Annotated in this window: 10 protein-coding genes; 7 read left to right on the top strand and 3 right to left on the bottom strand. The window is 72.4% G+C overall.

Annotated elements, in window-relative coordinates; genetic code table 11:
* Positions 1-4 precede the first annotated feature (4 nt).
* Positions 5-1,495 (top strand): ATP-binding protein, encoded by a 1,491-nt coding sequence (locus ACWGR4_RS05380; RefSeq protein WP_452130819.1) that lies wholly within the window; start codon positions 5-7, stop codon positions 1,493-1,495.
* A 47-nt stretch (positions 1,496-1,542) separates the two neighbouring features.
* Here the strand turns inward: ACWGR4_RS05380 and ACWGR4_RS05385 are convergent, their stop codons facing one another.
* Positions 1,543-3,678 carry an MMPL family transporter gene (locus ACWGR4_RS05385; protein WP_452130820.1) on the bottom strand — a complete coding sequence of 712 codons (2,136 nt, stop codon included), beginning with the start codon at positions 3,676-3,678 and terminating at the stop codon, positions 1,543-1,545.
* A 247-nt stretch (positions 3,679-3,925) separates the two neighbouring features.
* On the opposite strand from ACWGR4_RS05385, the gene ACWGR4_RS05390 reads away from it, so the two are divergent.
* Entirely contained in the window at positions 3,926-5,887 is a 1,962-nt protein-coding gene (locus tag ACWGR4_RS05390; protein WP_452130821.1) for a histidine kinase, read from the top strand.
* 264 nt (positions 5,888-6,151) lie between these two features.
* The gene (locus tag ACWGR4_RS05395) at positions 6,152-6,727 is read left to right on the top strand and encodes a TerD family protein (RefSeq protein WP_020548622.1); all 576 of its coding nucleotides are present in this window, start codon (positions 6,152-6,154) and stop codon (positions 6,725-6,727) included.
* Between the two features lie 397 nt (positions 6,728-7,124).
* On the opposite strand, the gene ACWGR4_RS05400 is transcribed toward ACWGR4_RS05395, so the two are convergent.
* Positions 7,125-7,856 (bottom strand): TetR/AcrR family transcriptional regulator, encoded by a 732-nt coding sequence (locus tag ACWGR4_RS05400; protein ID WP_452130822.1) that lies wholly within the window; start codon positions 7,854-7,856, stop codon positions 7,125-7,127.
* Positions 7,857-7,925: 69 nt separating this feature from the next.
* Here ACWGR4_RS05400 and ACWGR4_RS05405 point away from each other — a divergent pair, with 69 nt between their 5' ends.
* Positions 7,926-8,375, top strand: a complete 450-nt coding sequence (locus ACWGR4_RS05405) for a PaaI family thioesterase (RefSeq protein WP_380000762.1) — start codon at positions 7,926-7,928, stop codon at positions 8,373-8,375.
* 18 nt (positions 8,376-8,393) lie between these two features.
* Here the strand turns inward: ACWGR4_RS05405 and ACWGR4_RS05410 are convergent, their stop codons facing one another.
* Complete coding sequence (locus tag ACWGR4_RS05410) at positions 8,394-9,320, bottom strand: LysR family transcriptional regulator (RefSeq protein ID WP_380000764.1); 927 nt, start codon at positions 9,318-9,320, stop codon at positions 8,394-8,396.
* An 88-nt stretch (positions 9,321-9,408) separates the two neighbouring features.
* Here ACWGR4_RS05410 and ACWGR4_RS05415 point away from each other — a divergent pair, with 88 nt between their 5' ends.
* The 3 genes from ACWGR4_RS05415 to ACWGR4_RS05425 are packed head-to-tail and all read left to right on the top strand — an operon-like array spanning position 9,409 to position 12,847.
* A complete protein-coding gene (locus ACWGR4_RS05415) occupies positions 9,409-10,122 on the top strand; it encodes a succinate dehydrogenase cytochrome b subunit (protein ID WP_439673787.1) in 714 nt (237 codons plus the stop codon).
* A gap of 5 nt (positions 10,123-10,127) precedes the next feature.
* Complete coding sequence (locus tag ACWGR4_RS05420; protein ID WP_452130823.1) at positions 10,128-12,104, top strand: fumarate reductase/succinate dehydrogenase flavoprotein subunit; 1,977 nt, start codon at positions 10,128-10,130, stop codon at positions 12,102-12,104.
* Positions 12,101-12,847, top strand: a complete 747-nt coding sequence (locus tag ACWGR4_RS05425; protein WP_380000770.1) for a succinate dehydrogenase/fumarate reductase iron-sulfur subunit — start codon at positions 12,101-12,103, stop codon at positions 12,845-12,847. Before ACWGR4_RS05420 ends, ACWGR4_RS05425 begins: the two co-directional genes overlap by 4 nt.
* Positions 12,848-12,865 lie beyond the last annotated feature (18 nt).

The following is a 12,865-nucleotide window of genomic DNA, read 5'->3' on the forward strand; positions in this document are numbered from 1 at the left end:
CGGGATGCGCCTCCCGCACCCGAGCCGATCGTCGCTGCGCATCCGCGTGCTGGTCATCGCGATGACCCTGGTCGCCGTCGCCCTGCTGGTCAGCCAGACCGTCGTGGTGGGCTCGCTGCGCGGCTACCTCACCGACCAGGTGGACCGGCAACTGCACCAGGCCGCACGGGGGATGGCGTACCGCCCGCCCGAACCCCCCGGCGAGCCGCGCGGCAACGGGCCGCCGCCCGGCGGTCGTGGACGGGCATTCGGCGTGTTGCCGAGCCGGATCGTGGCCGAGTACCTGAACCCCGACGGCACCACCCGCCAACGGGTGCGCTCGCCCGGCGCCGAGGAGGAATTGGGCCCGCGGCTGCCCCGCCTGGACACGGTCACCGTGACGGCCCTTGGCCGGCATCCGTTCGAGACGGACTCGGTGTCCGGCGACACCCGCTGGCGGGTGCTCGCGGTGCCGACGGCGGGCGGCGAGGGCAGCGTGGTGCTGGCCCAGCCGCTGAACGACGTCCGGGCGGCGGTCGACCGCATGCGCACGGTGTGCCTGCTGATCGGCCTGACCTGCCTGACCGTACTGGCCGCGGCCGGCTGGTTCGCGCTGCGCGGCGGGCTGCGTCCGCTGCGCCGGATCGAGGAGACGGCGGCGGCGATCGCGGCGGGCGACCTGTCCCACCGGGTCCCGGTACCCGCGCCCGGCACCGAGATCGGCCGGTTGTCCACGTCGATCAACGGCATGCTGGCGCAGATCGAGACCGCGTTCGCGGCCCGCGCCGAGTCGGAGACCCGGATGCGCCGGTTCGTCGCCGACGCCGGGCACGAGTTGCGCACCCCGCTGGCCAGCGTGCGCGGCTTCGCCGAGTTGTACCGGATGGGCGCGCTCACCGATCCTGCCGAGGTGGCCCGCACGATGCGCCGCATCGAGGACGAGGCGATCCGGATGGGCGGCCTGGTCGAGGACCTGCTGCAACTGGCGCGCCTGGACGAGCAGCGGCCGCTGTGCAACGAGCCGGTGGACCTGCGCATCCTGGCCGCCGACGCGGTGCACGACATCAAGACCCTGGCCCCGGACCGCGCGGTGACGCTGACCGGCCTGGACGGCGGCCCGGCGCATCCGGTGACGGTCTTCGGCGACGAGTCCCGGCTGCGCCAGGTGGTGGCCAACCTGGTCTCCAACGCACTGACCCACACCCCGGCCGGGACCACGATCCGGATCGCGGTGGGCCGGACCGGGCCGCCGGAACGGTGCGCGGCCCTCGAGGTCGCCGACGCCGGCCCCGGCCTGACCCCGGCCCACGCCCAGCGGGTGTTCGAGCGTTTCTACCGGGTCGACTCCTCGCGCAGCCGCGCCGCCGGCGGCGGTTCCGGCCTCGGCCTGGCCATCGTCGCCGCCCTGGTCAACGCACACGGCGGCCGGGTAGAGGTACGCACCGCCCCGGGCGAGGGCGCGGCGTTCCGGGTGCTGCTGCCCGGACCGGAACGGGCGGCCCGGCTGCTGCCCTGAGACCCCGGAGGGGCGCCCCGCACGCCCGTCCCGCCCCACCCGGCCCCTCAGCCCACCGGCGCGCTCGCCCGCTCCTTCTCCCCCGCCGGCTTGGTGTCCCCGTGCCCCGGCCACCACGCCGTATGGCCGATCAGCGCGGTCAGGCTCGGCGTGAAGATCAGCGCCATGATGAAGGCCGCGATCGCGATCCCGCTGGAGAGCGCGAAGCCCATCTGGGACAGCGTCGAGTTGCCCGCCAGCATCAGCGTGGCGAAGGTGCCCGCCAGGATCACGCCGGCGGCGGCGATGGTGGGCCCGGAGTGCTTGACCGCCACGGCCGCCGCGTCGTGCGGGTTGTGCCCCTCGCGGGCCTCCTCGCGCAGTCGGGACACCATCAGGATGTTGTAGTCGGTGCCCAGCGCGACCACGAACAGATACATGATCACCGGCAGCATGAACATCAGCCCGGGCTGGTCCCCGATCTTTTGGAACAACACCGAGGTCGCCCCGAGGGTGGCGCCGAATCCGAGCGCCACCGAGGCCATCAGGTACCACGGCGCGACCAGGCTGCGCAGCAGCAGTCCCAGGATGATCATGATGCACACCGCCGCAACCGGGAAGACCACCGAGTAGTCCCGGTCCACCGCGCGGTTGATGTCCACATAGACCGCGGTGATCCCGCCCACCAGCGCCTCGGTGCCCTCCGGCGCGGCCCGGTGCATGGTCGGCCGCAGCCGGTCCTTCACCGTGGACAGCGCCGCGTCGGTGGCCGGCGAGTCGGACAGCACCACCGAGTAGAACGCGGTCGCCAGGTCGGGGGTGAGCACCGGCTCGGCCACCGAGCCGACTCCCTTCACCGCGCGCAGCTCCGCCTCGAAGGCGGCCCGCTCCTGCGGGGTCAGCGGCCGGCCGGTGGTGGACTCGAGGTAGACCTCGGTCGGGTCGGTGGTCCCCGGCGGGAAGCCCTTCTCCAGGCTCTTCATCGCCTTGACCGACTCCTTGTCCGACGGCAGCGAGGAGCCGGCGAGGTCGAAGTTGGCCTGGTAGCCCAGCGCGCCGATCGCCGGCACCCCCATCACCAGCGCGGAGGCCACCGCGAACACCACCGGCCGCCGGCCGATGCCGCGCCCGAGTCGGGCGAAGCCGGTGCCGTGCGGGGCCACCCGCCAGGACTTGGACGGCCAGAACACGCGCGTGCCGAGCAGCGAGACCACGGCCGGCACCAGGGTCAGTCCGGCCAGCAGCGTCACGAACACCGCGATCGCCAGGGCCGGCCCCATCGAGCGCAACATCCCCAGGGTGGACAGGGTCAGCGCGGCGAACGCGACGATCACCGCCGCCGCGGCGGAGGCGATCGCCTCGCCCACCCGGGAGACCGCGCGCACCATGCCGTTCTTCGGGTCGACCCCCTCGCGCAGCACCTCGCGATAGCGGAACAGCAGGAACAGCACGTAGTCGGTACCGACGCCGAACAGCACCACGGTGAGCAACTGTTCGATCGAGCTGTCGGCCTTCATGTCGAAGACCTTGTTGGCCGACGCGATCAGTCCGGTGGCCATCGGCGAGATCAGTCCGATGATCACCACCGGAAGCAGCGCGATGATCGGGCTGCGGAAGATGATCAGCAACAGCAGCACGATGATCACGATCGTGCCCACCGCGACCAGGGTGCCGGCGGTCTCGGACGAGTCCCGTTCGTCCAGCGCCTGCGCGGCGGAGCCGGTGATCCCGGCGGTCAGGTCGGTCCCGGCGACCTGTGCCTTGACCTCCTTGCGCATCGCCTCGACCGCGTCCTGCGGGGTCTCGTCGTTGGGGTCCTTGACCTCCGGCATGGCCACCATCGCGGTCTGCACCAGCCCGTTCGGCGAGACCTGGCCGGGCGTGACCCCCAGTACGTCCTTGATCTTCCGCGCCTCCACCGCGGTGGAGACCCGCGCCACCACGGCGCTGTCCGCCGGGGTCAGCGGCTTGCCGTCGGCCCGCTGGAAGACGATCACCGCGCCCACGTTCTCCTGCTGCGGGAACGCCCGCTCGCGCAGGTCGGACGCGCGGACCGACTCGTAGGACTTGGGGAGGAAGCTCTTCTCGTCGGTGGAGGAGGTCAGCTTCGGCGCCAGACCGATCACCACACCGGCGGCGATCACCCACGCGAGGATGACCCACCAGGGCCTGCGTACGACAAATCCGCCCAGGGCCGCGAACATGGGCGCCTCGCTTCCTGCTCGTGCCGGATCCCGATCACCTCTCGTCACCATCGAACGGGCCGGTCGGCCCCGCCGGCGGGGTGATCCGTGCGGGTGACGCCGCGTGATCGGCGGTGGAACCGGGCCCCGGGGTGACGGTCGGATGTCCGGTCGGTACGGTTTGCCCTGCCGTTGCGGGAGCGGCCGGGTGTACGGGCGGCCCGACATCGCGTCCGTAGAGCGCACCGGTTGTCGGCACGGGAGAGTCATGGCGTCGAGGGGTCGTCGCAGCGTGCCGCGGATCGCCGCCGGTCCCCGGGACGACGCCGCGTGGGCGCCGCTGCTGGCGCGCGTCGTGGTCGCGACCGTGACCTGCGGCTTCTTCTTCGGCGGCTTCGTCGGCCTGGTCCAGTCGACCCGGCTGTCCACGACGGCCAAGGGCGCCGCGCTGGCCATGCTGCTCACCCTGGTCGCCCTGCACATGCGCAACTGCGTACGGCCGGCCGACGGCTCCCGGCCGCGCGGTTGGGTGTGGACGCTGGGCGCGCAGGCGGTGCTCACCTATCTGCCGATGACCTGGTTCCACGACACCTGGTACGGCAACCCGGGCTTCCTGGCCGGCGCCGCGCTGCTGCTGCTCCGGCCCGCGTGGGCGGGCTGGGTCGGGTTCGCGGCGGTGGTGGCCCTACAGGTGCCGGTGGGTCTCGCGGTGCGGCCCACCGTGGTCGAGGCGCTGTACCTGGTCTTCGGCCAGGCCGCGCTGGTCGGGCTCGCGGTGTACGCGCTGGCCGGGCTCACCGATCTGGTGGCCGCGCTGGCCGCGACGCGCACCGCGCTCGCCGACGCCGAGGTGGCCCGCGAGCGGCTGCGCTTCACCCGGCACCTGACCGACGGGGTCGGGGCGAGTCTGACCCGCATCGTCGAGCGCGGCGAGGCGCTGGTCGCCGAGCTGCGCGAGTGTCCGGAGCGGGCCCGGGCGGCGCTGACCGAGGCGCTGGCCGAGGCCCGGGGCGCGATGACCGAGGTGCGCGCCTACGCGCACGCGCACAAGAGCGTCGCGGGCACGCCGCCGCCGGCCATCGCGGTCGAGCCGACGCCGCGGGCGGTGTCGGTGCTGCGCGTGGTGATCCTGGTGCTGATCGTGGTGCCGCTGCCGGTGCGGATGTTGGCGGCGAGCCACTACTCCCCCGCGCGGCAGGCGCTGTTCCTGCTGCTGCTCGCCGGCTTCGTCGCGCTGTACATCCGCAACTGCACGCCGGCCGCGGCCGGTCGGCCCCGGGGGTGGCGGTGGACGTTCGCGGCGCAGGTCGCGCTCGCGTACGTCCCGCTGGTGGTGTTCGACGCGAAGACGTGGTCGCTCGGGTTGTTCCTGGCCGGCATCGCCCTTGTGCTGCTGCGCGGGCCGTGGCGGGTGCTCGCGGTGATCGGGTTCGCCTGCCACGACCTGTACTTCGGGACGTGGAGTCCGACCGCGCTCGACCACGTCTACCACGTGGTGTGGATCCTGGAGCGGGCCGCGCTGGTGTACGGGCTGGTGCGGATGGCCGACGTGGCGCGGGCGCTGAACGCGGCGCGCGCCGAATTGGCGGCCGTGCGGGTGGCCCGGGAGCGGCTGCGGTTCGGGCACGATCTGCACGACCTGCTCGGATTCAGCCTGTCCGCGCTGGTGTTGGAGAGTCAGCTGGCGCTGCGGCTGGCCGATCGGGACCCGGAGTCGGCGGCGGAGCGGGTCGCCCAGGGGCTGACCATGGCCCGGCAGGCGCTGGCGGACGTGGGCACGGTCGCGGGCGGGTATCGCGGGATGTCGCTGGCCGTGGAGGCGCGCTCCGCCCGCGACGTGCTGGCGGCGGCCGGGATGGCGGTGGAGGTCTCGATCGAGGTCGGCGCGTTGCCGGTCGGCGTGGACACCGCGCTGGCCACCGTGTTGCGCGAGGGCACCACCAACGTGCTGCGGCACAGCGACGCGAGGCGGTGTGCGATCACCGCGGCGGTGGACCCGTGCGGCGAGGTGGTGTTGGTGCTGACCAACGACGGGGTCCGCGCCCCGGTGGGTCCGGCGCCGACCGCGGCGGGCATGGGGCTGGGCTCGCTCGGTCGCAGACTGGCGGCCGAGGGGGGCACGTTGTCCGCCGGGGTGGTCGACGGGGGCTTTCGACTGGCCGCGCGAATACCGGGCCGGACGCCCGGACGCGTACCCGGCGAGGAGCCGACGGAGCCCGTGCGCGGGTGATGCGCGGGCGCGCGAACCCCCACGACAACGGCGGATGTGGCGGAATCGACGGAACCGCACCCACAGTTCGGCAGCCCGTTGTCGTCCACCCGTGGTGGGATGGGGTATCACTGCATGGGCGATCGCACGATGCGCGTCATGCGCGCGTCACGGCGGCGCACATCGGACTTCTACATTCCTGTAGATTTACCCCGGTGGGCGGCCGTCGCGGTGATCACCCGATCCGCCCGTACCCGAATATGCACGAGGGAAGGAAGCACTGCCATGGGAGTCAGTCTCGCCAAGGGCGGCAACGTATCCCTGTCCAAGGCCGCGCCCGGCCTCACCGCCGTCGCGGTGGGTCTCGGATGGGATGCGCGCAGCACGACCGGTGCGGACTTCGACCTCGACGCGAGCGCGCTGCTGCTCGGCAACGACGGTCGGGTGCTGTCCGATCTGCACTTCGTCTTCTACAACAACCTGACCAGCCCCGACGGCTCGGTCCAGCACACCGGTGACAACCTCACCGGTGAGGGCGAAGGCGACGACGAGACCGTCAACGTCGACCTGGCCTCGGTGCCGGCCGACGTGCAGCGGGTCGTCTTCCCGGTCTCCATCCACGACGCGGTGGCCCGGGACCAGTCGTTCGGCCAGGTCCGCAACGCGTACATCCGCGTGGTCAACCGCGCCGACAACAACGAACTGGCGCGCTACGACCTCACCGAGGACGCGTCCACCGAGACCGCGATGGTCTTCGGTGAGCTGTACCGCAACGGCAACGAGTGGAAGTTCCGCGCCGTCGGCCAGGGCTACGCCTCCGGTCTCGCGGGCATCGCGAAGGACTTCGGCGTCAACGTCTGAGCCGGCTCCCCGTCCGGGGATCCGCTCGGGCACGGCCCGCGGACACGCCGCGCGGCAGGGTCGCACCGATTTTCGGTGTGACCCTGCCGTGGGCTCGGGGTACGCATCGACCCGGGGGAACGATTCGCCCCGGTCCGCGGTTGATCCTGAACCAGAGCAACACCGAACCACGGCGGGGCGACCCGATCGCCCCGCGACGAACAAGGAGTGGGCGTCATGGCCGGTCTCGACAAGCTGATCAAGAAGGCGACCGACTACGCCAAGCAGAACCCGGACAAGGTCAAGTCGATCGTCGACAAGGTGAAGAAGCAGGCGGACAAGCGCAAGGGTCGCTGACCCTCGACCGTCGCACGCGCGGCCGTCTCCCCTCCTGCCCCTCGGGAGCGGCCCGCCGCCCTCACGCCGTCGCGTCGGGCCCGGCGGCCGGATCCGGCCGCCGCAGCCGGTCGGCGAGCGCATCGAACGCCGCCGTGAACGCGCCGGTGGTGGGCGCCGGTCCGGGGCCGCGCAGCCGCCCGGCCAGCGCCGAGCCGAGCCCCGCCATCCGGGTCACCTCGTCGGCCATGGTCTCCACATCGTCCGGCCACGGATAGTCGGGCCGGGTCAGATACAGCGCCACCAGGCCGTGCAGCGCGGCCAGCATCTGCAGCGCCAGCCGGGTCGGGTCGCCGACCAGGACGCCCGCCTCCAGACACGGCCGGATCGCCTCGCCGACCCAGTCCAGGCACGCGTCGGCCGCGCTCCACTCGGCTTCCTCGCCCGAACGCGGACGCATCATCAACAGGCGGTACTGCACCGGGTGTTCGAGCCCGAAGCGGACGAACGCGGCGCCGTGCCGACGCATCGCCTGGTAGGGATCCTCGATCCCCGCGCCCGCGTCGCGCATCCGCCGCCCCAGGTCCTCCCAGACCGCCAGGCACACCGCGTCGACCAGCTCCCGCTTGTTCGCGAAGTGCAGGTACACCGAGGGCGTGGTCACCCCGGCGCGGGCGGCCACCGCGCGCAGCGTCAGCGCGGACTCGTCGCCGGCCTCGTCGAGCAGGGCGGTGGCAGCCGCCAGGATCTCGCCGCGCAGCAGCGCCCCGTCGCCGGGTCGGGCGCGGGCGCGGGATCGCCGGGTGTCGGGCACGCCCCCAGTTGACAGCCGGCAAGTTGACGTTGTCAACTTGACAACGTCAACTCAGATGAGGGGTTCGGGATGAGCACTATGTCGTCGACCACGGGACCGACCGGTCTGGAACAGCTGCTGGCCCTGCGGGACCACGGCATGCCCACGGGGATCGGCCCGTTCATCGGGATGACGCCCGAGGAGGTCGAGGACGGCCGGGTCGTCTTCAGCGCGAGCGCGCGACCCGAGTTCGCCAACCCGATCGGCACCATGCACGGCGGCATCGCCGCCACGCTGCTCGACTCGGCGATGGCCTGCGCGGTGCACACCACGCTGCCGCCCGCGACCGGCTACACCTCGCTCGACATCTCCGTGCGCTACCTGCGCCCGGGCCCGCTGGACGGCAGCACGCTGCGCGCCGAGGGCCGGGTCGTACACCGGGGGCGCACCATCCGCACCGCCGAGGCCGAACTCACCGACGACCGGGGCCGGGTGCTCGCGACGGCGACCACGACGTGCCTGGTCATGGCGCTCGACTGAGACCGCCTTCGGCGGGCGTCACCCGCCCGGGGTCGCCCGCCCGATCCGCTCGACCCCCGCCGGCAGTCGCTCGGGGGTCAGGAACGCCACCAGCTCCTCCCGAAACGCCCGCGCGGCGTGGGTGAGCGCGGCGTCGCTGCGATGCGCGAGCGCGATGGTGCGGGACAGGCCCGGCGGGGCCAGCGGCGTCGCGGTCAGGCCGGGCCGCCCGGCCAGCACCATGCTCGGCACGATGGCCGGCCCCAACCCCACCTCGACGAACCGCAGGACCGCATCCATCTCGCCGCCCTCGATCGCGAACTCCGGCTCGAACCCCGCCTCGTGACACGCCGTCAGGGTCGCCTCGCGCAGGTCGTAGCCGTCCCGGAACATCACCAGGCGCACCCCCCGCAGCGCCGCGATCGGCACGGCCGGGCCGGCCACCGGCGGGCGGCCCGCGAGCACCAGGTCCTCGCGCAGCAGCGGTTCGGTGGTCAGCGCCGCGCCGACCCCCTGCGGCGGCACCACGATCAGCGCCAGGTCCAGATCGCCGCGCAGCAGCGCGCGCACCAGATCGCGCGAGCCGTTCTCGTCGACGAGCAACCGGATCCCGGCGTAGCGGTCCTGGAAACTGCGCAGTACCTCGGCCAGCAGACTCGCCGACAACGACGGCGTGGCCCCGATCCGGACCCGCCCCGAGCGCAGCCCGACCAGCTCGGCCACCTCCAGGTGGGCCACGTCCACATCCGCCAGGATCCGCCGCGCGATCGGCAGCAGCCGCTCCCCCGCCGGGGTGAGCGCGATGTTGCCCCGCACCCGGGTGAACAACTCGGCCCCCAACTCGTGCTCCAGGGCCCGGATCTGCTTGGACAACGACGGCTGCGCGACGTGCGTACGGGCCGCCGCGCGGGTGAAGTGCCGGGTCTCGGCGACCGCGACGAAGTAGACGAGCTGCTGGAACTGCATGGATCAAGCCTTGCATAGCCTGCGGCTATCGAAACAAGGCATTTCCGATCTTGGACGGCATGACCTCGGTCCCCCTACCGTCGACGACATGGCGACCCTGACCCGCGCTCCCGGCTCCGCCGGACGGCGCAGGCAGGGAGCGTCGCACCGCTCCACCGTGACGATGAAGATCGCGATGGCGCTCAGCGGTGCCGTGCTCCTTGCCTACCTGACCGCCCACATGCTGGGCAATCTGAAGATCTTCTTCGGCGAGTCGAGCTTCGACCACTACGCGCACTGGCTGCGCACCATCGGCGAGCCGCTGGTGCCGCACGAGGGCACCCTGTGGATCATCCGCGTCGGGTTGACCGTGAGCGTGGTCGTGCACATGGCGATGGCGATCCTGCTCACCCGCCGGGCCAGGCGGGCCCGGCCGGTCAAGTACGTACACCGCCCGCCCGTGCAGGGCTCCTATGCCGCCCGCACGATGCGCTGGGGCGGCGTGATCATCGCCCTGTTCGTGGTCTACCACCTGCTCGACCTGACCGTCGGGGTGGCCAACCCGACCGGCGCCGCCGGCAAGCCGTACACCAACGTCACCGCCGACTTCGAACACTGGTACATCACCGCGATCTACACGGTCGCCGTGGTGGCGGTCGGATTCCACCTGCGCCACGGCGTGTGGAGCATGACCCGCACCCTCGGCCGGCAACGGCCGGGCACCGAACGGCTGATGGGTCGCGTCGCGACCGGCTACGCCGTGTTGATGACGGCCGGATTCCTGTCCGTGCCGTTCGCCGTGACCGTCGGAATCGTGGGGTGAACGAGATGACCGAGCACATCGAAGGCAGCGAGCACACCGGGCCCGGCGAGTACGCGCGGTACACCGTCGGCGCCGAGATCGCCGACCACGCCGCGCCCGAGGGCCCGTTGGCCGAACGCTGGGAGCAGCGCAGGTTGGGCGCGCGGCTGATCAACCCGGCCAACCGGCGCCGACTGCCGGTGATCGTGGTCGGTACCGGCCTGGCCGGTGCCTCCGCCGCCGCGACGCTGGCCGAACTCGGCCACCCGGTCGTCTCGTTCTGCTACCAGGACTCGCCGCGCCGGGCGCACAGCATCGCCGCGCAGGGTGGGATCAACGCCGCGAAGAACTACCGGGGCGACGGGGACAGCGTGGCCCGGTTGTTCAAGGACACGATCAAGGGCGGCGACTTCCGCGCCCGCGAGTCCAACGTGCACCGGCTGGCGGAGTTGAGTACGCAGATCATCGACCAGTGCGTGGCCCAGGGTGTGCCGTTCGCGCGCGACTACGGCGGTCTGCTCGACACCCGCTCGTTCGGCGGGGCCCAGGTCTCCCGGACGTTCTACGCGCGTGGGCAGACCGGTCAGCAGTTGTTGCTCGGCGCGTATCAGGCGATGTCACGCCAGGTCGCGGCCGGCAATGTCACCGTGCATGCGCGCACCGAGATGCTGGACCTGGTGGTGGTGGACGGGCGGGCGCGCGGCGTGGTGGTGCGCGACCTGGTCACCGGCGAGGTGTCCACCCACCTGGCCGAGGCCGTGGTGCTGGCCACCGGCGGTTACGGCAACGCGTACTTCCTGTCCACGAACGCGATGGGGTGCAACGCGAGCGCGATCTGGCGGGCGCATCGGCGCGGCGCGCTGTTCGCCAACCCGTGCTTCACCCAGATCCACCCGACCTGCATCCCGGTCTCCGGCGCGCACCAGTCCAAGCTCACCCTGATGAGCGAGTCGCTGCGCAACGACGGTCGGGTGTGGGTGCCGGTGGCCGGCGGCGATACCCGCGCGCCGGGCGCGATCCCGGCGGCGGAGCGGGACTACTTCCTGGAGCGCATGTATCCGGCGTTCGGCAACCTCGTCCCGCGCGACATCGCCTCGCGCGCGGCCAAGCGGGTCTGTGACGAGGGGCGCGGGGTGGGTCCGGGCGGACTCGGCGTCTACCTCGACTTCGCCGACGCCATCGAGCGTTTGGGCGCGGCGACGGTCGAGGAGAAGTACGGCAACCTCTTTGCGATGTACGAGCGGATCACCGGCGAGGACCCGTACACCGTGCCGATGCGGATCTTCCCGGCCGTGCACTACACGATGGGCGGCCTGTGGGTCGACTACGACCTCCAGTCCACGATCCCGGGGCTGTTCGTGGTCGGCGAGGCCAACTTCTCCGACCACGGCGCGAACCGGCTGGGCGCCTCGGCGCTGATGCAGGGGCTGGCCGACGGCTACTTCGTGCTGCCGACCACGCTCACCCACTACCTGGCGGCGGGGCCGTTCGGGGCGGTGGACGCGGACGATCCGGAGGTGGTGGCGACCGAACAGGGCGTCCAGGACCGGGTCAAGCGGTTGCTCGCGGTCGACGGCGACCTGTCCGCCGACCACTTCCACCGCGAGTTGGGCCTGCTGATGTGGGAGAAGTGCGGGATGGAGCGCGACGCGGCCGGGCTGCGCGAGGCGCTGGCGCGGATCCCCGAGTTGCGGGCCCGGTTCTGGGCGCGGTTGCGGGTGCCGGGCAGCGGGGCGGGGTTGAACCAGTCGCTGGAGAAGGCCGGCCGGGTGGCCGACTTCCTGGAGTTGGCCGAACTGATGTGCCTGGACGCGCTGCACCGCGAGGAGTCCTGCGGCGGCCACTTCCGCGCCGAGCACCAGAGCCCGGGCGGGGAGGCGGCGCGGGACGACGACTCCTTCGCCTACGTCGCCGCCTGGGAGTACACGGACGGCCCGCCGGTCCTGCACCGCGAACGACTCGCCTTCGACAACGTCACCCTGGCCACGAGGAACTACGCATGAAGCTCACCCTGCGCATCTGGCGCCAAAAGGGTCCGGAGGACCGGGGCGGCATGGTCGCCTACGACGTGCCCGACGCGTCGGCCGACATGTCGTTCCTGGAACTGCTCGACGTGCTCAACGAACGGCTCACCGAGTCGGGCGAGGAGCCGGTGGCGTTCGACCACGACTGCCGCGAGGGCATCTGCGGGGCGTGCAGCCTGGTCATCGACGGGGTACCGCACGGGCCGCAGAAGGCCACCACGACCTGCCAGTTGCACCTGCGCCACTTCCGGGACGGACAGAGCATCGACGTCGAACCGTGGCGCGCCGCGGCCTTCCCGGTGGTCAAGGACCTGGTGGTGGACCGCAGCGGCCTGGACCGGATCATCGAGGCGGGCGGCTATGTCACCGCGCCCACCGGCTCGGCGCCCGAGGCCCACGCCACGCCGATCCCCAAGGCGGACGCGGACGCCGCGTTCGAGGCCGCGACCTGCATCGGTTGCGGGGCCTGCGTGGCGGCGTGCCCGAACGGCTCGGCGATGTTGTTCACCGCCGCCAAGGCCACCCACCTGGGCCTGCTCCCCCAGGGAAAGGTGGAACAGGACACCCGGGTCGACGCGATGATCCACGCCCACGACGAGGCGGACTTCGGCGGCTGCACGAACACGGGCGAATGCACGGCGGTCTGCCCGAAGGGCATCCCCCTGGGCGTCATCGGCCGCTTCAACGCCGACGTCCTCGGTGCCACGTGGCGGGGCCGCTGACCGGCGTCGGGCTCGGGC

This window comes from Embleya sp. NPDC055664 (assembly GCF_053618075.1).